Source organism: Klebsiella pasteurii, from assembly GCF_018139045.1.
Lineage (GTDB): Bacteria > Pseudomonadota > Gammaproteobacteria > Enterobacterales > Enterobacteriaceae > Klebsiella > Klebsiella grimontii.
This window is the reverse complement of the sequence record NZ_CP073236.1, coordinates 3,210,532-3,231,587: the sequence shown is the minus strand read 5'-3', so window position 1 is coordinate 3,231,587 and position 21,056 is coordinate 3,210,532. Positions and strand designations below refer to the sequence as shown.

Annotated in this window: 16 protein-coding genes; 8 read left to right on the top strand and 8 right to left on the bottom strand. The window is 58.6% G+C overall.

Annotation, left to right across the window (positions count from 1 at the left end):
- Positions 1 to 10: 10 nt before the first annotated feature.
- Entirely contained in the window at positions 11 to 877 is an 867-nt protein-coding gene (locus KCG39_RS15115; protein ID WP_087828347.1) for an AraC family transcriptional regulator, read from the bottom strand.
- Positions 878 to 984: 107 nt separating this feature from the next.
- Between KCG39_RS15115 and KCG39_RS15110 the strand changes: the two genes are divergently transcribed.
- A complete protein-coding gene (locus tag KCG39_RS15110; protein ID WP_142468358.1) occupies positions 985 to 2,328 on the top strand; it encodes a glycoside-pentoside-hexuronide (GPH):cation symporter in 1,344 nt (447 codons plus the stop codon).
- Positions 2,329 to 2,432: 104 nt separating this feature from the next.
- Positions 2,433 to 3,563, top strand: a complete 1,131-nt coding sequence (rlmG, locus tag KCG39_RS15105; protein WP_142468360.1) for a 23S rRNA (guanine(1835)-N(2))-methyltransferase RlmG — start codon at positions 2,433 to 2,435, stop codon at positions 3,561 to 3,563.
- A 65-nt stretch (positions 3,564 to 3,628) separates the two neighbouring features.
- On the opposite strand, the gene KCG39_RS15100 is transcribed toward rlmG, so the two are convergent.
- The 3 genes from KCG39_RS15100 to lsrR all read right to left on the bottom strand — a co-directional run bounded on the left by KCG39_RS15100 (position 3,629) and on the right by lsrR (position 8,403).
- Positions 3,629 to 5,650: an NADPH-dependent 2,4-dienoyl-CoA reductase gene (locus tag KCG39_RS15100; RefSeq protein WP_142468362.1), complete on the bottom strand. Its 2,022-nt coding sequence runs from the start codon at positions 5,648 to 5,650 to the stop codon at positions 3,629 to 3,631.
- Between the two features lie 157 nt (positions 5,651 to 5,807).
- Entirely contained in the window at positions 5,808 to 7,394 is a 1,587-nt protein-coding gene (gene lsrK, locus KCG39_RS15095; protein WP_049123015.1) for an autoinducer-2 kinase, read from the bottom strand.
- Between the two features lie 37 nt (positions 7,395 to 7,431).
- Positions 7,432 to 8,403 (bottom strand): transcriptional regulator LsrR, encoded by a 972-nt coding sequence (gene lsrR / locus KCG39_RS15090; RefSeq protein ID WP_004125457.1) that lies wholly within the window; start codon positions 8,401 to 8,403, stop codon positions 7,432 to 7,434.
- 219 nt (positions 8,404 to 8,622) lie between these two features.
- On the opposite strand from lsrR, the gene lsrA reads away from it, so the two are divergent.
- The 6 genes from lsrA to lsrG are packed head-to-tail and all read left to right on the top strand — an operon-like array spanning position 8,623 to position 14,330.
- Positions 8,623 to 10,110 (top strand): autoinducer 2 ABC transporter ATP-binding protein LsrA, encoded by a 1,488-nt coding sequence (lsrA, locus tag KCG39_RS15085; RefSeq protein WP_142446975.1) that lies wholly within the window; start codon positions 8,623 to 8,625, stop codon positions 10,108 to 10,110.
- The gene (lsrC, locus tag KCG39_RS15080; protein WP_004125452.1) at positions 10,107 to 11,141 is read left to right on the top strand and encodes an autoinducer 2 ABC transporter permease LsrC; all 1,035 of its coding nucleotides are present in this window, start codon (positions 10,107 to 10,109) and stop codon (positions 11,139 to 11,141) included. Before lsrA ends, lsrC begins: the two co-directional genes overlap by 4 nt.
- Complete coding sequence (gene lsrD / locus KCG39_RS15075) at positions 11,142 to 12,134, top strand: autoinducer 2 ABC transporter permease LsrD (RefSeq protein WP_049113935.1); 993 nt, start codon at positions 11,142 to 11,144, stop codon at positions 12,132 to 12,134.
- 2 nt (positions 12,135 to 12,136) lie between these two features.
- Positions 12,137 to 13,138, top strand: a complete 1,002-nt coding sequence (gene lsrB / locus KCG39_RS15070; protein WP_004125447.1) for an autoinducer 2 ABC transporter substrate-binding protein LsrB — start codon at positions 12,137 to 12,139, stop codon at positions 13,136 to 13,138.
- An 11-nt stretch (positions 13,139 to 13,149) separates the two neighbouring features.
- Entirely contained in the window at positions 13,150 to 14,037 is an 888-nt protein-coding gene (gene lsrF, locus KCG39_RS15065) for a 3-hydroxy-5-phosphonooxypentane-2,4-dione thiolase (RefSeq protein ID WP_004125444.1), read from the top strand.
- Positions 14,034 to 14,330 (top strand): (4S)-4-hydroxy-5-phosphonooxypentane-2,3-dione isomerase, encoded by a 297-nt coding sequence (lsrG, locus tag KCG39_RS15060; RefSeq protein WP_049113930.1) that lies wholly within the window; start codon positions 14,034 to 14,036, stop codon positions 14,328 to 14,330. Before lsrF ends, lsrG begins: the two co-directional genes overlap by 4 nt.
- Positions 14,331 to 14,432: 102 nt before the next feature.
- Here lsrG and ygjK read toward each other — a convergent pair whose 3' ends face one another.
- The 4 genes from ygjK to KCG39_RS15040 all read right to left on the bottom strand — a co-directional run bounded on the left by ygjK (position 14,433) and on the right by KCG39_RS15040 (position 21,001).
- On the bottom strand, positions 14,433 to 16,784 hold the full coding sequence (gene ygjK / locus KCG39_RS15055) for an alpha-glucosidase (RefSeq protein ID WP_112166988.1): 2,352 nt from the start codon (positions 16,782 to 16,784) through the stop codon (positions 14,433 to 14,435).
- 17 nt (positions 16,785 to 16,801) lie between these two features.
- Positions 16,802 to 17,860 (bottom strand): protein YgjJ, encoded by a 1,059-nt coding sequence (gene ygjJ / locus KCG39_RS15050; RefSeq protein WP_004125437.1) that lies wholly within the window; start codon positions 17,858 to 17,860, stop codon positions 16,802 to 16,804.
- A 46-nt stretch (positions 17,861 to 17,906) separates the two neighbouring features.
- Positions 17,907 to 19,340: an amino acid permease gene (locus tag KCG39_RS15045; protein ID WP_004125435.1), complete on the bottom strand. Its 1,434-nt coding sequence runs from the start codon at positions 19,338 to 19,340 to the stop codon at positions 17,907 to 17,909.
- Positions 19,341 to 19,567: 227 nt separating this feature from the next.
- Positions 19,568 to 21,001, bottom strand: coding sequence for an amino acid permease (locus KCG39_RS15040; RefSeq protein WP_004125433.1), 1,434 nt, complete (start codon positions 20,999 to 21,001; stop codon positions 19,568 to 19,570).
- Between the last annotated feature and the right edge of the window lie 55 nt (positions 21,002 to 21,056).

Sequence of the window (21,056 nt, the reverse complement as noted above, 5' to 3'; positions counted from 1 at the left end):
CAAAAACGCGTTATTTCTCCGCCCGACGCCCTACGGCATCGGTGCTTCTGACTTTGTGACGGAAGGCCAGCGGGGTGTCGTTCATCATCTCCTTAAACTTGAGGCAGAAGTAGGCGCTGTCGGTGAAGCCGGCGCTTTGCGAGATATCGCTAATCTTCAGGTCGGTGTTGGTCAGTAGATTGATAGCGATATTCAGTTTGCGCAGCAGCATAAATTTTTTGAAGCTGATGCCGAAGGCGGATTTAAAGGTGCGGGAAAACCAGGATTTCGACCACCGGCAGCGGCGGGCGGCTTCTTCGGTTGTCATCTCAAAATTTTCATTCTCATCAATAGATTGCAGCAGTTCGATCAGCTCGCTCAGATAGCGGTGGTTGGTGCGTTCAGTAATGGGGACGGAATCTTTCAGGCTATTAAAGGCGTGCAGCAGCACGGTCTGCATCAGGGAGCGAAACAGCGAATCGGTAAAGTCGCTGAACTCGCCGCACCAGCTCAGCAGCAGCTCCAGGCGCTCGGCTTCCTCGCCGGAAAGGTAAGCGACCGCGCCGCAGTGGGCGGCGGGGAGCGACAGGTCGTATCCCTCGAGCCACTCTTTTTCGAATTGCATAAGATAACGCTTGTGGCTGGCAGCGGCCGGGAGCGTCATTTCATGGATCAATAAGGCGGGGACGAAAATCAGGGTATTGTTTTTTATCGTAAATTTCTCATCGCCAATCGAATAGCTGCCCTCCGACTCTCTGAACCACATCAGTTCGTCCATCATATGAAAATGAGGGACTACGCTTATGCCGTTGAAATTATTAATGTTATCTACCCGCAGGGTAAATAGCTCGCCGGCGCCCACGGGGATCTTTTCGAAAACGGGAGATTCGTCACTCATCGGGTACACTCTTCTTATATTTAACAGGATGATTTATACATAATTGGTAAGCCCTAAGCAATAACGTACAGAGGACAAATATTAACGATCTTTCTGGCGGAGGCGCGATGAACACTGCCCGTATCAGTATTAAAGAAAAATTTAGCTATGGGTTAGGGGATACCGGTTGTAATTTAGTCTGGCAGACGGTCATGCTGTTTATGGCCTGGTTTTATACCGACGTATTTGGTTTAAATCCGGCGCATATGGGAACCATGTTTCTCGCGGTAAGGGTATTAGACGCGGTGACCGATGTATTAATGGGGGCGGTGGCGGATCGTACCCGGACTAAATATGGGCAATTCCGCCCTTATATTTTATGGTTCGCGATTCCTTTTGGCGTACTTTGCTGCTTAACATTTTATACGCCGGATTTCGGTTATACTGGCAAGCTGATTTACGCCTATGTTTCTTATACCTTATTATCACTGGTCTATACGGCGATTAACGTTCCGTATTGCGCGATGATCAATAATATCTCTAACGATTCCCGCGAGCGCGTTTCGCTTCAGTCCTGGCGCTTTGCGCTCAGTACGCTCGGTGGTCTGATTGTCTCGCTGACCGCGCTGCCGCTGGTGGCCTGGCTGGGTCAGGGTAACGTGCAAAACGGTTATTTTTACACCATGATTGTGATGGGGGGCCTGAGCATCATCCTGTTCTTTATCTGCTTCGGCTTGACGAAAGAGCGCTACACCACGGATATCGCGGTCAACAACCAAAGCAGCATTCTTGACGATCTGAAAACTCTGCTCGCCAATAAGGACTGGCGCATTCTCTTCGCGCTCAACGTTGTTAACCTGATTGCGGTGCTGTTTAAAGGCGGGACCACGCTCTATTACGTCAACAACATTATGGGGCGGGCGGATCTGGGCAGCCTGCTGCTGACCACCACCCTGGCCTCCGGCGTGCTGGGTGCGATGCTCTCCCCGTTTATCTTTAAAAATATTGATAAAGTGAAAGGGTTTAAAATCTCGATGGCCATCGAGGCGGTGCTGCTGATAGGCATGTACTTCGTCCCGGCGGGGAACGTGGCCGCTATCTTTGCGCTGGTAATTATCATCAATATTATTCAGCTGGCCGCCACGCCGCTGCAGTGGAGCATGCTGTCCGATATTATCGATGCGGAAGAGAAACGCAGCGGCAAAAAACTCAGCGGGATCGTTTTTTCAACAAACCTGTTTGCCATCAAGCTGGGGATCGCCATCGGCGGCGCGCTGGTGGGCTATATGCTGGCATGGGGCGACTACGTTGGCGGCGCAGCGCAGCAAACCGACTCCGCGCTGCAGATGATCAAGCTGCTGTTCACCGTCTTCCCCGGGGTACTGGTGGCGCTGCTGATTGTTATCATGAGCAAGTACAGTCTGGACGATAAACGCCTGTCGCGCCTGGCGCAGGACGACCTCCCGGCGTAACGAGCTATCGCCCGGCAGAAGGAGATAATCGGCGCATCTCTATTCTACTGGGCGAAGTTTGCGTATAAACTCGCGGGTTTTAGAGTTCCGGAGGCACAAAGGCGATGAGCCAGGTAGAGTTAAACGGTGAGTTATTCACATTAGAGCGGTTCCCGCCAAATGCTGGAGAGGAAGCGCTTCAGGCGTGGGAAGCGGCGGATGAATATCTGCTGCAACAGGTGAATGATGTCGACGGCCTGACGCTCATTTTCAATGACAGCTTCGGCGCGCTGGGCTGCGCGCTCGCGGAACGCAATCCGGTCAGCATCAACGATTCCTACGTATCTGAGCTGGCGACCCGCTACAACCTGCGGATGAACGGCATTGATGAAGAGAGCGTACGTTTTCAGGATCCCCTGAGCGAACTGCCCGCAGCTCCGAAACTGGTGCTAATTAAAGTACCAAAACAGCTGGCGCTGCTGGAGCAGCAGCTGCGCGCGCTGCGCGCGGTTGTCACGCCGGAAACCCGCATTATTGCAGCCGCCAAAGCGCGGGATGTGCATAATTCCACCCTGGCGCTGTTTGAGAAGATCCTCGGCACCACCACCACATCGCTGGCATGGAAAAAGGCGCGGCTGATTTTCTGTACCTTTACCGCGCCTGAGGTGGCCGATGCGCCGCAGACCTATAGCTGGCAGCTGGACGGTACGCCGTGGACGATCCACAACCACGCCAACGTGTTCGCCCGCAGCGGCCTGGATATTGGCGCGCGCTTCTTCCTGGAACATCTGCCGGCAAATATCGAAGGCGAGATCGCCGATCTCGGCTGCGGCAACGGCGTGATTGGCCTGAAAGCGCTGGCCTTAAACCCGGACGCCCGGGTGATGTTCACCGATGAGTCCTATATGGCGGTGGCCTCCAGCCGGCTGAACGTTGAAACCAACCTGCCGGATGACATCGAGCGCTGCGAGTTTGTGGTGAATAACGCGTTGTCTGATATTGAGCCGGACCGTTTCGCCGCCATCCTCTGTAACCCGCCGTTCCATCAGCAGCATGCGATCACCGATCATATTGCCTGGCAGATGTTTAACGATGCCCGCCGCAGCCTGAAGTACGGTGGCGAGCTGTACGTTGTCGGCAACCGCCACCTTGATTATTTCCGCAAGCTGAAGCGCGCGTTCGGTAACTGCACGACGATCGCCACCAATAATAAATTTGTGGTGTTGAAAGCGACAAAGGTGCGCAAGCAGCGCTAAGCCTTATCGGCTTCCCCGGCTTGCGGCTGACGCCTTAGCCGGGCTACCGGTCGGGTCTTCTTTCCCTAAATTGATAGCGCCAGCCTGGTGCCCTGAGCGATTGCCCGCCGGGCGTCCAGCTCCAGCGCCACATCGCAGCCGCCAATCAAATGCGCCGGTTTACCCGCCGTCCGAAGCGGATCGGCCAGCTCGCGGCGGGGATCCTGACCGGCGCAGATAATCACATGATCGACGTTAAGCACCTGAGATTCGCCGCCGATCGTCACATGTAAGCCGGCATCATCGATCCGTTGATAGCTGACGCCGGGGATCATTTTGACGCCGCGGGCCAGCAGGGTAGCACGATGGATCCAGCCGGTGGTTTTCCCCAGCCCGTCGCCGGGCTTGCTGGTTTTGCGCTGCAGCATCACGATCTGGCGCGGGCTTTTAGCCAGCTGCATCCCTTCCGGGCGTAATCCGCCCGCGCTCTGCAGGCTGGTATCGATCCCCCATTCTGCACAGAACTCGCCGATATTCTGGCTGGTGGCGATGCCGGACTGGCTAAGGTACATGGCGGTATCGAAGCCGATCCCGCCGCAGCCGATAATCGCCACCTTCTCGCCGACCGGCGCTTTATCGCGCAGGACATTGAGATAGCTCAGCACCTTGGGATGATCGATCCCCACGATATCCGGCATCCGCGGGGCGATCCCGGTAGCGAGGATAACCTCATCAAATGCCAGCAGATCGTCCGCTGTCACCAGAGTTTCAAGCCGCAGCGCGACGCCGGTAAGATCCAGCATTCGACGGTAATAGCGCAGGGTTTCATAGAACTCCTCTTTGCCGGGGATCTGTTTGGCGATATTAAACTGGCCGCCAATCTCGCGGTGACCATCAAACAGGGTAACCTGATGTCCGCGCGAGGCGGCGTTAACGGCAAAGGCCAGCCCGGCAGGGCCGGCGCCGACCACCGCCAGCCGCTTCGGCGTCGCCACGGGCACTATAGGCATCAGGGTTTCATGGCAGGCGCGCGGGTTGACCAGACACGAGGTGACTTTGCCGGCGAAGATCCGATCGAGGCAGGCCTGGTTGCAGCCAATACAGGTATTGATCTCCTCCGCTCGTCCGCTCTGCGCTTTAGAGAGAAATTCGCTATCGGCGAGAAAAGGGCGAGCCATCGAGACCATGTCAGCGTCTCCGCGGGTCAGGATCGCTTCCGCCACGTCGGGATCGTTAATCCGGTTGGTGGTGACCAGCGGGATCGACACCGCGCCCTTCAGCTTGCGGGTGACCCAGCTAAACGCGCCGCGCGGTACCGGGGTGGCGATGGTGGGAATGCGTGCCTCGTGCCAGCCAATACCGGTATTGATAATCGTGGCCCCCGCGGCCTCAATCGCTTTCGCCAGCGCGGTGACCTCCGCCAGGGTGCTGCCGCCGCTGACCAGGTCGAGCATCGACAGGCGGTAGACAATAATAAAATCGCTGCCCGCGCGCTCCCGCACGGCTCTGACCACCTCGACGGCAAAACGCATACGTCGGGCGTAGTCGCCACCCCACTGGTCGTCGCGCAGGTTGGTGCGCGCCGCAAGGAATTCGTTAATCAGGTAGCCTTCCGAACCCATCACTTCGACGCCGTCGTACCCGGCTTCCCGCGCCAGCTGGGCGCAGCGGGCAAAATCATCGATCAGCTGCAGGATCTCTTCGTGGCTCAGCGCGTGAGGCATAAAGGGGTTGATCGGCGCCTGCAGCGCGGAAGGGGCCACCAGCTTCGGCTGGTAGCTGTAGCGCCCGGTATGCAGGATCTGCAGGGCGATTTTGCCGCCCTCCTCGTGTACCGCATCGGTGATATGGCGATGATGAGAGAGATGGCTGGCGTTGTTAAGCACCGCGCCGCCCGTCATGGTGACGCCGGAAGGGGCGGGGGCAATTCCGCCAGTGACGATCAGCGCCACCCCGTGGCGGGCGCGCTCGGCGTAAAAAGCCGCCAGCCGCTGCGCGCCGTCCGGCAGCTCCTCCAGGCCAGTATGCATCGAGCCCATCAACACGCGGTTTTTGAGCGTTGTGAACCCCAGGTCAAGCGGGGCGAAAAGCGACGGGTAGCGGCTCATAATCTCTTCCAGTGTAAAATTATTGTTATGTGGTCGGATGAGTTACTAATTTAGCCGTCGCGGGCGAAAAGGGAAAAGGGGAGTGCGGCGATTGTGATGGGATTCAAAGAACGGTGAAGAGTTCCTCCTCCCTCGGTGGGGAGGAGAAGAAGAGGGGCTATGGCGTTACGCGTTGGCGATGCGCCAGACCCGGCGCCTGCCACATTGAGGTTGTCAACCCGCTATCCACCAGACCGAGCTGCTCGGCGTACACCGACTGCCATTTGGCCATCATCTCCTGATACAGCTCGCGGTGCGCCGGATTGGGCGTAAATTCCCGATGCCAGTTCACCAGCTTCTCGCCGGTCGCCGCCATATCGCTGTATAGCCCGGCGCCAGCACCGGCGGCGATCGCACAGCCCAGCGCCGTCGCCTCGCGGACCTCCGGCACCCGTACCGGCAGGCCGGTAACATCGCTGAGGATCTGGCTCCACAGCGCGCCTTTTGAGCCTCCGCCCGCAAAGACCAGGCCGTCAAACTTCACGCCGGAAAACTGCGAAATTTGCGCCAGGTTACAGGCGGAAACAATCGCCGCGTTCTCTTCCAGCGCGCGGAAAAGGGTGGCTTTATTGCATTTTTCCGGGTCGATGGAGAGGTTAATAAACGACGGCGCGGCGTGGTACCACTGCTTAAAGTGCATGGCGTCAGAGAAGATCGGCATCACCCCGTGAGAACCCGCCGGCACGCGGCTGGCCATCTCTTCCAGCAGGCTGTAGGCGTCGACGCCGAGGCGTTCGGCAATCAGCTTCTCTTCCGCGCAGAAGGCATCGCGGAACCAGCGCATGGTCAGGCCGGTGAAGAAGCTGATGGACTCCGCCTGCGCCATACCGGGAATGACGTGCGGGTTAACGCGAATATTCATCTCCGGATCGGTGCGCACTTCCGGCAGGTTCACCACCTGCTGCCAGAAGGTGCCGCCGAGCACCGCGGTCTGCCCGGCGCGCACCACGCCTAGCCCGAGGCAGCCGAGCTGGACGTCACCGCCACCCATCACCACCGGCGTGCCGGCGCGCAGCCCGCTTTGCGCCGCCGCCGCGTCGGTTACTGCCCCCAGCACGCTGCCGGTCTCTTTTACCGGCGAAAGAATGTCGGCCCGCAGTCCGGCCATATCCAGCAGCGCCGGCCGCCAGTCGCGGCTGAACAGATCGAGCATGCCGGTGGTCCCGGCGTTAGAGGGGTCGACCGCCAGCTCGCCGGAAAGCTTCGCCGCCAGCCAGTCGCTGATCATGGTGATGGTCGCCGCGCTGCGGTAAATATCCGGGCGATGATGGGCCAGCCACAGCAGGCGCGGCATGGCGCTTAGCGCCAGGGTCTGCCCCGACACGCCGTACACTTCCGATTCAAAATGGTTGTCGTGGATCTCTTTGAGCTCCGCCACCTCCCGGCTGGCGCGGGCGTCAACGTTGGCGCAGGCCCAGATGGCCTCGCCGTTGCGGTCGTAAAGCACGATGCCTTCACGCATCGAGCAGCAGGCGACGGACTGAATATCCCCCGCAGAGAGATGGGCGGCGGCCAGCGCCTGGCGGATACACTGGCAGGCCAGCTGCCAGTTGGTGCCAAGGTCGAACTCCATCGAGCCGGGGACATTGTCCACGCTCAGGTGCTTCCATTCGGCCTGGCCGACCGCAATCTGGCGGCCGTTGAGATCGAAAATTACCGCCCTAATGCTGCCGGTCCCGGCATCTAACGCTAACAGGTAACTCATGACATGCGCCTCGCTCGTATTGCGCGGCGCAGAGCCGTTATGAGGCCAGCGTGAGCACCGCGCGTGCTGTTGTCTCTTCCGTTACCAGGCCATTAATCCGCTTGCCGATAAGGGCCGCGTAAATCGCCTGCGCTTTTTCTGTGCCCCCGGCGACGCCAACGATGGTCGGCAGCTGCGCCAGCTCATCAAGGGTAACGCCGAGCAATTCCCGATGGATCTCCAGCCCTTCAACCGGTTTACCGTCGGCCTGCAGGAAATAACCTAAAATGTCGCCCACCGCGCCTTTGCGGGCGTACATCAGCTGCTCGCCCTCGCTGATATAGCCGGAGCGCAGGATGGTGGCGTCGCGGCGCTGATCGATGGCGCCGATGCCCACCACCGCCGCATCCGCCGCCGTGGCGGCGAGGATCACGTCGCGGACGCTCGATTCCCGGCGCAGGATCTCCGCCACATCGGCCGATGATACCCTCAGCGGCGCGGGGATCATGCTGACGCTACAGGCGGCGTCAAGCTGGCCAATACCGGTCATATACGGGCCCACGCCGCCGGAAAGCGTCACCAGCCGAATCTGCTGGGAGCCGATAAACCCGCTCAGGTGCTGCAGGCAGCTCATGGTCGCTTCGCCAAAGCCCACCGCCAGCAGCTGTCCCGGCTCCAGCACGCCCATTAACGATTGCGCCGCGCCAATCCCCAGGCGGGTGTTCATCGGGGGCGTATTCAGCGCCGGCAGCACGCGGGCGATTTTCAGGCCGAAGCGCTGCTGAAGTTCGGTTTCCAGCGCCAGGCAGCCTTCATAGCGCGAATTAATCTGGACGCGGATCACCCCCGACTGGCGGCCCTTCTCCAGCAGGCGGGAGATCTTTAACCGCGGTAGTCCTAAACGCTCGCCGATGTCGTTCTGCGTCAGGCCGTCGTGGTAGTAACACCACGCCACCCGCGCCACCAGCTCCTCCTCGGCTAACGCCAGCCCGGCGTAGCGGCTCTCTTCCGTAATGCGTTTTTCGCTCATAAAGTGAACTCTTATAAAAATTTAGATCATATGTTCGTTATTGCGCGGTCGGAAAATGTGAGCCGACTGGCAAAACCGATCTTTCATTGTTCGCTGGTTTTATTCAAACGATCTAAAGCATAAAACTGTGATCGTTGCACGGTTGTAAATATAGTTCACCGTCTACGCTTTTGAACATTATTAATTTAAAAAATCTTTTGTTCAAAACGAGGCGCGATGATGAAGCCACTGCTTAAAGCTCGCCAAATCTGCAAACAGTTCTCCGGCGTCACCGTGCTGAAGCAGATTGATTTCACGCTGCTTTCCGGCCAGGTACACGCGTTGATGGGCGGCAACGGCGCCGGGAAATCGACGCTGATGAAGATTATCGCCGGCGTGGAAACGCCCGACAGCGGTGAGCTTATCCTCGGCGAACGCGCGTTTGCGCGCCTCACTCCCGCCCAGGCCCATCAGCAGGGTGTGTATCTGGTGCCGCAGGAACCGATGTTATTCCCCAATCTGACGGTGCGGGAAAATATTCTTTTTCGTCTGCCGAAGCGGGCCGATAACGAGACCCGCCTGCGGGAAAAGCTTCAGCAGCTTAACTGCCAGCTTAACCTTGAGGCGGCGGCCAGCACTCTGGAAGTCGCCGATCAACAAATGGTGGAGATCCTGCGCGGGTTGATGCGCGACGCGCAGATCTTGATCCTCGATGAGCCCACGGCTTCATTAACCCCGGGGGAAACCGAACGTCTGTTCCGTCAGATCCGCTCTTTACAGGCGCTCGGCGTCGGGATCGTGTTTATCTCGCACAAATTGCCGGAGATCCGCCAGGTCGCCAGCCACGTCTCGGTAATGCGCGATGGCGCGGTGGTGCTGAGCGGAGAGACCGCGCAGTACGGCGACAATCAGCTGATCGGCGCGATGACGCCGGTCAGCCGCGATCGCGCGCTGAGCGACACGCAAAAGCTGTGGCTGGCGTTGCCGGGTAATCGCCGCACCCAGGCGCAGGATTTCCCGGTGCTGCGGGTGGAGGAGCTCACCGGGGAGGGATTTATCGATCTCAGCCTGGAGATCCGCGCCGGAGAGATCGTCGGCCTCGCCGGGCTGGTCGGCTCCGGGCGAACCGAATTCGCCGAAACGCTCTACGGTCTCAGGCCGGCGCGCGCCGGGCGGGTGTGGCTGGAGAACCGCGATATCAGCCGCGACAGTACACGCGCCAGGCTGGCCGGCGGACTGGTCTATTTGCCGGAGGATCGGCAGGTTTCCGGGCTGTTTCTCGATGCGCCGGTGCGCTGGAACACGGTGATGTTTAACCAGCCATCGCTGTGGCAGCAGAACAGGCGCGAAGCGGCGGTGGTTGAGCGCTATCACCGGGCGTTGGGGATCAAAATGGCCGATGGCGATCGCCCGGTGCGTACGCTCTCCGGCGGCAATCAGCAGAAAGTGCTGCTGGCGCGCTGTCTGGAAGCTAACCCGCTGCTGCTGATCGTTGATGAGCCAACGCGCGGCGTCGACGTTTCCGCCCGCGCTGATATCTATCAGCTGCTGAAAAGCGTCGCCGCGCAAAACGTGGCGGTGCTGATGATCTCCAGCGATCTCGACGAGTTCGTCGGCCTGGCCGACCGGGTACTGGTGATGCATCAGGGCAGGCAGAGCGGCGAGCTGGCGCAGCAAGCGGTCAGCGTTGACCGGATGATGACCCTGGCCTTCGGAGGGCAGGCATGAAAACGTTACTGAAAAATCGCGAACTGAGCGCCTTTCTCGCCATCGTGGTGCTGTTTGCCGGGCTGGTGGCGCTCAACCCGGCCTATTTCAGCTTACAGACCCTGGGCATGATCTTCGCCAGTTCGCAGATCCTCTGCCTGCTGGCGCTGGGGGCAACCCTGGTGATGCTGACCCGCAATATTGACGTTTCGGTGGGGTCCACCGTCGGCCTGAGCGCTATCGCGGTGGGGGTGGCGCTGAATAGCGGCTATGGCCTGATGACCGCTATCGCCTTCGCGCTGGCGATCGGCGCGCTGGCCGGCGCCTTTAACGGTCTTCTGGTGGTGGGGCTGCGGATACCGGCGATTGTCGCCACCCTCGGCACTCTCGGGCTTTATCGCGGAGTGATGCTGCTGTGGACCGGCGGCAAGTGGATTGAAGGCTTGCCGAACAGCCTGAAGGCGCTGTCGGAACCGGCGTTCATCGGCATTTCGCCGCTGGGCTGGCTGGTGCTGGCGCTGCTGCTGGCGGGCGGCTGGATACTGTCGCGCACCGCCTTTGGCCGCGATTTTTACGCCGTTGGCGATAACCTCGCCGCGGCCCGCCAGCTTGGGGTGGCGGTGAACCGCACGCGGATGCTGGCATTCACCCTTAACGGTATGCTGGCGGCCTGTGCCGGGATTGTGTTCGCCGCGCAGATTGGCTTTGTGCCCAATCAGACCGGCAGCGGCCTGGAGATGAAGGCCATCGCCGCCTGCGTGCTCGGCGGGATCTCGCTGCTTGGCGGTACCGGCACGCTGCTCGGCGCTTTTCTCGGCGCCTTCTTCCTCACCCAAATCGATACCGTGCTGGTGCTGTTCCGTCTCCCGGCGTGGTGGAACGACTTCATCGCCGGCCTGGTCCTGCTCGGCGTACTGGTGCTCGACGGGCGTCTGCGTCAGGCGCTGGCCCGCCATCAGCGGGCGCTGAAGTACAGCCGCTTTCAGCCCGGCAACAAAGGGGGCAAGCGCGTGGCCCCGTTTCCCCAACGCAAAAACAAAGAGGTGGCGTAAATGAAGCTCAACTGGGAAAGCGCGCTGCTGGCGTTACTTGTGCTGGAGATCCTGCTGTTTGGCGCCCTGAATCCGCGCATGCTGGATCTCAATATGCTGCTGTTCAGCACCAGCGATTTTATCTGCATTGGCATCGTGGCGCTGCCGCTGACGCTGGTGATCATCAGCGGCGGGATTGATATTTCGCTCGGTTCCACTATCGGCCTGTGCGCCATCGCGCTGGGGGTGATGATGCAGGCGGGCTGGCCAATGAGCCTCGCGATCCCCCTGACGCTGCTGCTCGGCCTGTTGTGCGGGCTGCTGAACGCGGCGCTGATTCACTACACCGGCATTAGCCCGCTGGTGATTACCCTTGGCACCTTGTACCTCTACGGCGGCGGCGCGCTGCTGCTGTCGGGCATGGCCGGGGCGACCGGCTACGAAGGCATCGGCGGATTCCCGGATAGCTTTACCGCCTTCGCCAATTTGACCCTGTTCGGCCTGCCGATACCGCTGGTGCTGTTCGCCGTTATCACCTTTTTCTTCTGGCTGCTGGCCCACCGCGGGCGCTTTGGGCGGCACCTTTTTCTGCTTGGCCAGAACCCGCGCGCCGCGCGCTACGCCGCGCTTTCCGTTAACGGGATGCCCTACGCGCTGTATGGCCTGGTGGGCGTGGCGTCGGCAGTGGCGGCGCTGGTGATGGTCTCCTATTTCGGCTCGGCGCGCTCGGACTTAGGCCGCGACCTGCTGATGCCCGCGCTGACCGCCGCGGTACTCGGCGGGGCCAATATCTACGGTGGTTCCGGCTCGATCATCGGCACGGCGCTGGCCGCGCTGCTGGTGGGCTATTTACAACAAGGTTTGCAAATGGTCGGCATCCCCAACCAGGTGTCGAGCGCGCTGTCAGGGGCGCTGTTGGTTGTGGTGGTGATGGGGCGTTCGCTGAGTCTGCACCGTGAATGGGTGCGGATGAGCTGGCGGCGTCTTTTCTCGCGTAAAACAATCGGAGCATAAAAATGAAAACAAAACTGATCGTGCTGGCAATGGCGCTGGGTATGGCATCGGCCCAGGCGGCTGACCGCATCGCCTTTATTCCTAAGCTGGTCGGCGTCGGTTTCTTTACCAGCGGCGGCAACGGCGCGAAAGAGGCGGGCAAAGCGCTCGGCGTGGACGTCACCTACGACGGCCCGACCGAACCGAGCGTTTCCGGCCAGGTACAGCTGATCAACAACTTCGTCAACCAGGGCTACAACGCGATTATCGTCTCCGCCGTATCGCCGGACGGCCTGTGCCCGGCGCTGAAGCGGGCGATGCAGCGCGGGGTCAAGGTCCTGACCTGGGACTCCGATACCAAACCGGAGTGCCGCAGCATCTATATCAATCAGGGGACGCCGCAGCAACTCGGCGGTCTGCTGGTGGAGATGGCGGAAAAACAGGTGACGAAACCCACCGCCAAAGTGGCGTTTTTCTACTCCAGCCCGACGGTGACCGACCAGAACCAATGGGTAAAAGAGGCGAAGGCCAAAATCGAAAAAGCGCATCCGCAGTGGGAAGTGGTGACCACCCAGTTTGGCTATAACGACGCCACTAAATCGCTGCAAACCGCCGAGGGGATCTTAAAAGCGTACCCGGATCTCGACGCCATTATCGCTCCGGACGCCAACGCGCTACCGGCGGCCGCCCAGGCGGCAGAGAACCTCAAGCGCCAGGGCGTGGCGATTGTCGGCTTTAGTACCCCGAACGTGATGCGCCCCTACGTGGAGCGCGGCACGGTAAAAGCCTTCGGTCTGTGGGACGTGGTGCAGCAGGGTAAGATCGCGGTTAACGTCGCCGATCGTCTGCTGAAAAAGGGCGATCTGAACGTCGGCGACAGCGTCGATGTGAAAGATCTTGGCGCCCTGAAAGTCGAGCCCAACAGCGTGCAGGGCTACCAGTATGAAGCGAAAGGCAACGGCATCGTGCTGCTGCCGGAGCGGGTGGTGTTCACCAAAGAGAATATCAATAACTACGATTTCTGATGGAGGATGAGATGGCTGATTTAGACGATATCAAAGAGGGAAAAAACTTCGGCTTAGACCGTCCGCAGCAGAACACGCTCTACACGCTGAAGGGCTGCGGTTCGCTGGAGTGGGGGATGCAATCGCGGCTGGCGCGTATCTTCAACCCGCAGAGCAACCGTACGGTGATGCTGGCGTTCGACCACGGCTATTTTCAGGGGCCGACTACCGGGCTGGAGCGGATCGATCTCTCTATCGCGCCGCTGTTTGAGGAGACCGACGTGCTGATGTGTACCCGCGGCGTGCTGCGTAGCCAGGTGCCGGCGGCGACCAACAAACCGGTGGTGCTGCGCGCTTCCGGCGGCAACTCGATCCTCAGCGAACTTTCCAACGAGTGCGTGGCGGTGGCGATGGAGGACGCGCTGCGCCTGAACGTCTGCGCGGTGGCGGCGCAGGTCTATATCGGCAGCGAACATGAGCATCAGTCGATCAACAACATCATCAAGCTGGTGGACGCCGGCAACCGCTACGGTATGCCGGTGCTGGCGGTAACCGGGGTGGGCAAAGAGATGACCCGCGACGCCCGCTACTTTTCGCTGGCCAGCCGCATTGCCGCTGAAATGGGGGCGCAGTTCGTGAAAACCTACTTTGTTGAGGAAGGCTTTGAGAAAGTCACCGCCAGCTGCCCGGTGCCGATCGTCATCGCCGGGGGCAAAAAGCTGCCGGAGCAGGAGGCGCTGGAGATGTGCTGGCGGGCGATCGACCAGGGGGCTTCCGGCGTGGATATGGGGCGGAATATCTTCCAGTCCAGCGCGCCGCGCGCGATGCTCAAGGCGGTGAAAAAAGTGGTGCATGAGAACTTAAGCGCCCGTGAGGCGTATCAGTTCTGGCAGGAGGAAAAACAGGGAGAGCTGCAATGAACGTAACGCTGGTGGAAATCAATATCAAACCGGAACGGGTCGACGAGTTTCTTGAGGTGTTCCGCGCCAACCACGAAGGGGCGCTGCAGGAGCCGGGCAATCTTCGCTTTGATGTCCTGCAGGACCCGGAGGTGAAGACGCGCTTTTTTATCTATGAAGCCTATAAAGATGATGAAGCGGTGCTGGCGCACAAGAAAACCCCGCACTATCTGGCCTGCGTGGCGAAGCTGGAGGAGCTAATGTCGCAGCCGCGGCAGAAGCGCAGCTTTATCGGCCTGCTGCCGGAGGCGTAAGACGAGTCCTCACCCACGGGAAGAGGGGAAAAAGAGGAGCCATCTGTTAAATAGGGGGTTGGACAGTTCCCTCTCCCTGTGGGAGAGGGTGAGGGCAATATCCTATGGCTTACGGAAAAACTCGTTATACAGCATGTACAGATGCGCCGCGCTCCAGGAGAAGTTCGGCGCGCCCTGCTGAGCGCCGGTGAGCGGATTGTAGTTCTCCTGAATCGGGCCATCGGAGGTTAGACCCCGGGCGTGCCTGAAGAAGGCGTCCGCCAGCTGCAGCGCCTCTTCGCGGTGGCCGTAGCGCTCCATCCCTTTCAGACCGAACCAGAACTGGTCCACCCACACGCGGCCGCGCCAGTAAATATCCGCGCCAAACGCCGGATTCGTTAATGCGGCGGTACCCAGCGGTACGAAAGTGTTGAACTCTTTGGCGTCCAGCATCACCGAAATGACGTCATCGGCATGCGCCTGAGTGGCCGCGCCGTTGAACAGCGGCGACCAGCCCTCCGGCCCTTTGCCGCGCTCGACGATCGGCCTACCGGCACAGCCGTTTGCCAGCGGCTGCGCTTCAATGCGAATGTCATAATAGAATTTGCTCTGCGGGTCGAACATGCAGGTGTTGATATAGTCGGCGAGCTTTTGCGCCAGCGCCCGGTAGCGTTTTGCCTCCTCCGGCTTGCCGAGAAGGGTCGCCATTTCCGCCAGATAGTGGTTGTCGCTGTACATGTAGCTGGCCTGATCGACCGACTCCTGCAACAGCGAATAGCCGAGCAGGCTGCCGTTCTTACCCCGGTTTTCAGCAAATTTCACCGCCCAGTCGCTACGCTTACCGCCGCCGGCGATGTACTTATCCAGCTGATCTTTATCGATAAAGCCGAAAACAGCCGCGTCATCGCGCCCCGACTCCCAGGAGGCGGCCACCTGCGCCGGGATCTCCAGACTGTCGTAATCGCCTTTCGCCGTCACCTGCTCGTAGGTTTTCAGGCCGGAAAGCGTCCATTCTTTATCGCCCTTTTTCACGGTAAACAGCATCGCGCCGTCGGCGGTGTTGTGCGCTTTATCGCGGGTCGCGCCGTACTCAGGCACGCCGTTGCCGTTGTGGTCGCGGTTGCGCAGCCACCAGCCATGGTAGGCCACCAGCTTCGGATACATCTCCGCCAGCCAGGCTTTATCTTTGGTGACGTTATAGACTTCCATCACCGACCAGGCCGCCAGGCTCGGTTTGGTATTTCGCTCGTTCCAGTTGCTGCCGTCGCCGCCGCGCTCCGGGCTCAGGTTCCAGGCGATCAGATCCGGAATGAACCCGGCATCCTGTGGACGCACTTTATCGTCGGCGGCAATCTGCCAGGAGAAGACGGCGCGGATGTTCTCTTTCGCGATCTCCGGGTTGAAGTGGGCCATAGCGTAGGCCTGCTTCCAGGTATCCCACGGCCAGGTCTGGTTGCCGGAGAACCAGCGCCCGGTTACCGATGGCGTGACGGTGTTGTGCTCAACGGCGCCGCCCGGCGCGCGCCAGTTGCCGTTAAGGGTTTCGATCGCTTTCACCGCCACCCGGGTTTGTTGCTCAGTGGCGTCAGGGTTAGTCAGCCCCTTTTGCAGATAGCCGTTCCAGCGCGCCTCGGAAGCGCGCAGATAGTGCGCCGGTCGCGCCAGAATATCGCGGATTTGCGCTTTCTCGAGACGAACCTGCTCGGCGTTCAGCAGGTGAGAGTAGGTGGTATAAAGCGTGGTCGAGCCGTTGATGTGCGCGCTGCTGGTAAATCGATGGCCGTCGATTTGGGTGACCGTCGGCAGGGAGCGATGGATCTGATACTGCGATTCGCCGGAGGTCATTAAATCCGATGCTGAGCGGACTTTGCCGAAGCTGACGGTCAGACCGTCGTGGGTCGCGCTCAGGCGTCGCTGATAGTCCGGGAAAGCCTGGTCGATGGTTTGCGTTGACTGCGGTTTCCCCTCTTTGGCGGAGAGCTTCTCCAGCAGCTCGCCGTCCCAGACCAGCTTAAGCGGACCGCTGCTGGTGATTTTAGTCTCCAGTAAAGAGGTGTGGGCGCTGGCAAAGCGCAGGGTCATCTCGACCCGTACGCCGGGCGCGGAGAGCGTTTGCGCCAGCGCCCCGGGCAGGCTCCAGGCCTGCAGGGTGAAGGCGACTTTTTTGCCGTTCTGGTACACCGTCAGGCGATCGAAATGGGTCGCCATAAAGTTGATGTACTCCTCGGTGAGCAGGGCGGGCCCCGGAAAGCTGCCCATGGTGGCCGGACCGTCCGGCAGCAGATGCCCATGCCATGCGCCCAAATCAAAAAACGGGTTGAAGCGCTGGTGATCATCGTAATCAAAATCCTGCATCGCCTGCGGCGCGCCGCTGCGGTTGATAACATTTTTAAAGTCATCCGCAGTGAGCGCGTGGGCGGAAAAGCTTAGCAGCAGGGCGCAGGCCAGCGGCGTCAGAGTGGTGATGATTTTCACGGTATTGATATCCCTTTTTACCAGTAGAAATATTGCATCAGGAAAACCTGATCGCTCGGGTCGCCGGAGGCGTTTTTCATGTAGAAGCGGCTGTCCGCAGCGGTGGCAAAACGTCCGCCTCCGTACTCGTACCAGACGCCGAACTGCATAAACGAGGTGGTTTCCTCGGCAGCGCGATCCGGGCGGTGTTTGGCGTAGCTATAGGCGGTGGAGAGATACACGCCCTTGAGCGCTTCATACATGGCGCTGGCCATAAAGCCGGTTTCCGTTCCCGGCACGTCTTTTCCCCTGGCGCGCCCGGTATGGTGCCAGGCGCGGGCGGCGAGGTTGGGAGTGAGAATACCGGTTAAAAACAGCTGTCCGGTACCATCGGTCACCTCCAGACCGTTCATCCAGGTGACCTCTTTGGCGATATCGTACTGGACGTAGCCGTTAACCATCGCCGGGTAGGTATATTTATCGTCGTAGCGGTCGTATTTGCCGAAGTGGAGCCACGCTTTGCTTTCATCGTGGTGCCCGGACGGCGTGGCGGTCACGCTATAGCGAAAATCTCCCGCCAGGTTCTGCACCTTGAGTGCGTACATAATGTCGCGGGTATTGGGGATCACGTAGCCGAGATCGGGCGTGAAATCGCCCCACCACTGCAGATCGTCGAGCGAGGAGTCCTGGCGCAGGCTGAGCATAATTTCGGTGCTGCTCTCGGTTTTATATCCCCCGTAGAGGCGGTTTATTCCGCCTTCAAATCCACCCCAGCCGTGGTCCGGTACCCAGGCATTACCCTGACGATCGGCCTGAACCGTCCAACCTTCGCCATAAATTAAGCCAAACCAGCTGCCGTGCTTTATTTCCAGCCCGCCTTCAATATAAGTGCCATCGCTATATTTATGTTTATCCTCGCCTTCTAAATCCATATATCCGCCGACCCCCAATTCACCGTAAAAACGGTATGAAGTGGCGCTCAATTCAGGCGTTTTCATGTCATCATGTTCCGCCGGGTGAGCAAAATCGGCCGCTACGGCAGGTGTGCAGAAGGCCAGGGCGGCAAGCGCCCCGTAAATCGAATTATTATTTTTCATCGTGTTATTAAGAGGTATTGGGGTTTATTGTTTTAAGTAAAATGGCTTATGACGCGTCAGAGGCTGGCGCCGCTTCAATTCTTTTTTCTTCCTGAGTTAATCCCTTCACGTATTGGCTGTATTTCCACCACGCAAATCCGAGAAAGATAACAATGCCGCCGACGTTATAAAAAATAATGGTCAAAATATTGCCGCCGGTCGGGAACGTTGAGGCGACGAAGCCAATGGAGAAAATAACAATCAGCATGGAAACCACCGTAATGCCGGTTGCGCGCGAGCCCATTTTAAAATCGCGCGGTAGGTGATCGAGCCTGCGGCGCAGGTTGAGGTACGCCAGCATGATAAACAGCGGCGGCAGCATTGAGGCGGCGGCGGTCATGTTGATAATGGTGTTCATTAAATCCTGCACGGTACTGGAACCCATCATCGGGATAATCATCAGTGGAATCACAATCAGGAACTGAATCCACGCCGCGCGCGCCGGTACGCCGTTTTGATTGAGCTCGACGGTTTTTTTACCAAATATTCCGGCCGGGATTTCGGAGAAAAAGATTTTGACCGGCGTCGCGGTCCACATTAATAACGAACCAAACATGGCGGTAAAGGAGACCAGGCCGACAAAACGGTTGACCACGATTTCCGGCAGGCCAAACCAGACCGCCATACCGTGGAAGACCTGTACCGATCCGCCGGTATATTTCAGCTCTTTGCTGCTGATAAACACGTTAATCAGCACCGAGGAAATAGAGTACAGCACGCCAATTACGATCCCGGCGAGGATGATGACCTTAACGAAGGATTTCGATCCGCCTTTCACGTCATTGACGTACACCGCGACGGACTCAGCTCCGCCGGCAGCCATAAAGATCCAGGTGGTGATGCCGAGGAACGCCCAGTTGAAGTTCGGGATCATCGCATCCACGGTAATCGGATCCGCCGGCTGAATACCGCCCACCAGCGCGCTGCCGGAAAGCAGAATGTAGGAAAGCGTCAGCAGCAGCATTAACGACGAGGTCACCGAGGTAATAGGACCCAGCATTTTTGCGCCGTTGGTGGACACCCAGGTCGACAGGGCGAACAGCGCCATGCTCAACATCGTGGTGGCGACGGGGGTCAGAATGTACTCGTAGCCGAGGAAGGCGTAGGAGGCATACGCGATGACCCTCGGCAGCAGTGAGGTAAAAAAGAACAGATTCACAAACCAGTAGGTATAGGCGGTAATAAAAGCCCAACGTCCGCCCAGCGAGCTTTTCACCCAGGCATAAACGCCCGCTTCAGAGTTTTTATTCAGCGAAACGAATTCCGCGATGATCAGACAGAAAGGAACGAAATAGAGCAGGGTAGCGAGGAAGAACATCGGAGCAGAGGCCAGTCCCAGCTCAATATTGTTATTGATCACGTTGTTAAAACTGAAGACGGCAGCGAAGGTCAGCGACAGCAGGCCGAACTTGCCGATGGTATTACGTTTGATATCAGACATAACACATCTCCACACATTGTCCTTCAGAGAATGGCCGAAGGGGATTGTGTTGTTTGTAGGGTAGAGGTAGTTAAGTATCGTGGTTAATTTTAGTAAAATATTTAGTAAATAAAAGCGGTAAAAATGAATTGCTTTAACTCGATCACGAAAATGGTCGGGTGACAGAGCTTGGCTTGTGGGTAAAAAAATCCCGCCAGGGATATCCCGCTGGCGGGAGCAACGGTGGCTTATTTCACCGTATTTGCCGCTGATTTCAGGGGTGTATGTTGGTTCTTGCGCTGTTTTTTCTCAAAGCGGGTTATCCACCACCATGCGAGCCCGGAGAAGACTGCGGTCATAAAGACGTTAATGAAGAAGGCATTCACCAGGTCGACTCCTGGCGGGAAAGCGGAGGCGGTCATGCTGACCAGGAAAATAACGATAAGCATCGACACCACGGCCATCCCAACCTTTCTTGAACCCATGCGGAAGTCGCGCGGCGTATCGTCATGTTTCCAGCGGAAAACAAAGTAGGCGGCCATGATAAACAGCGGCGGTAGCATCGCGGTACCCGCGGTCAGGTTAATCGCGGTGTTCATCATTTGCTGAACGCTGGCGGAGCCGAAACCGTTCACGATGAGCATCAAGAAGACAAAGAGAAATTGCCACCAGGCGGCGCGCACTGGCACGCCGTGGACGTTCAGTTCGGTAGTTTTTTTGCCATAGATGCCCGCAGGAATTTCCGAGAAGTGAATTTTTACCGGTGCGGCGGTCCACATCATCATGCTGCCGAAAATGGCGATAAACAGAATAATGCCGACGAAGCGGCCCATCAGCGCTTCCGAAATATGGAAATAAGCGCCGAGACCGGTGAAAATTTCCACCATACCGGCCGCATAGGTTAGATCTTCACGTGCCACAAAGACGTTGACCAGCAAAGATCCCAGCGCGTACATGCCGCCAATCAGGATCCCGGCGGTGATGATGACTTTAATAAACGATTTCTGCCCGCCTTTAGTGTCGTTCAGGTACGCGGCGACGGTTTCAGCCCCGCCAGCCGCCTGGAAAATCCAGCACATGATCCCCAGCGTCGCCCAGTTGATGGTAGGCGCCATGGCGTGCAGCGTAATCGGCTGCGCGGGAACATGGCCTGCGCCCAGCGCGGTAAAAGCGCCGACCACGTAAATCGCAAATAGCGCGAAAACGCCATACGCTACGCATTCGGAGATTTTTCCCAGCCAGGTCGCACCTTTGGTGGAAATATGGGTGGCCATGGCGAACAGGACGATAGAGATCAGCGAAGTGACCATCGGCGAGAAAGGAATGGCGTAACCCATAATGGCGTACGAAGCGTAGGCCACCACGTTCGGCAGCAGCGACAGGAAAAAGAACAGGTTCACAAACCAGTACAGGAACGAGCCGAGATAGGCCGCGCGGGTACCTAAAGGCTGCTTCAGCCAGGCGTACATACCTGATTCGGAATTTTTATTCGCTGAAACGAATTCGGCGATGATAAACACAAACGGAATAAAATAGACCACCGTGGCAAACAGAAAGATAGGGGCGGAACTGAGCCCTAACTCGATGTTGTTATTAACGATGTTTCGTACGTTAAATACGGCGGCAAACGCCATCGACAGTAAGGCGAATTTGCCTATTTTGGCACGAACTGATTCGGACATAGGTCCTCCGAAAAATGATCTGGCCCGCATTGAGGGCTGGGACCGGGAAGGCCAA

Coding starts and splice junctions, on each gene's coding strand:
- KCG39_RS15115 (WP_087828347.1), bottom strand. CDS start 877: ATGAGTGACGAATCTCCCGTTTTCGAAAAGATCCCCGTGGGCGCCGGC.
- KCG39_RS15110 (WP_142468358.1), top strand. CDS start 985: ATGAACACTGCCCGTATCAGTATTAAAGAAAAATTTAGCTATGGGTTA.
- rlmG (WP_142468360.1), top strand. CDS start 2,433: ATGAGCCAGGTAGAGTTAAACGGTGAGTTATTCACATTAGAGCGGTTC.
- KCG39_RS15100 (WP_142468362.1), bottom strand. CDS start 5,650: ATGAGCCGCTACCCGTCGCTTTTCGCCCCGCTTGACCTGGGGTTCACA.
- lsrK (WP_049123015.1), bottom strand. CDS start 7,394: ATGAGTTACCTGTTAGCGTTAGATGCCGGGACCGGCAGCATTAGGGCG.
- lsrR (WP_004125457.1), bottom strand. CDS start 8,403: ATGAGCGAAAAACGCATTACGGAAGAGAGCCGCTACGCCGGGCTGGCG.
- lsrA (WP_142446975.1), top strand. CDS start 8,623: ATGAAGCCACTGCTTAAAGCTCGCCAAATCTGCAAACAGTTCTCCGGC.
- lsrC (WP_004125452.1), top strand. CDS start 10,107: ATGAAAACGTTACTGAAAAATCGCGAACTGAGCGCCTTTCTCGCCATC.
- lsrD (WP_049113935.1), top strand. CDS start 11,142: ATGAAGCTCAACTGGGAAAGCGCGCTGCTGGCGTTACTTGTGCTGGAG.
- lsrB (WP_004125447.1), top strand. CDS start 12,137: ATGAAAACAAAACTGATCGTGCTGGCAATGGCGCTGGGTATGGCATCG.
- lsrF (WP_004125444.1), top strand. CDS start 13,150: ATGGCTGATTTAGACGATATCAAAGAGGGAAAAAACTTCGGCTTAGAC.
- lsrG (WP_049113930.1), top strand. CDS start 14,034: ATGAACGTAACGCTGGTGGAAATCAATATCAAACCGGAACGGGTCGAC.
- ygjJ (WP_004125437.1), bottom strand. CDS start 17,860: ATGAAAAATAATAATTCGATTTACGGGGCGCTTGCCGCCCTGGCCTTC.
- KCG39_RS15045 (WP_004125435.1), bottom strand. CDS start 19,340: ATGTCTGATATCAAACGTAATACCATCGGCAAGTTCGGCCTGCTGTCG.
- KCG39_RS15040 (WP_004125433.1), bottom strand. CDS start 21,001: ATGTCCGAATCAGTTCGTGCCAAAATAGGCAAATTCGCCTTACTGTCG.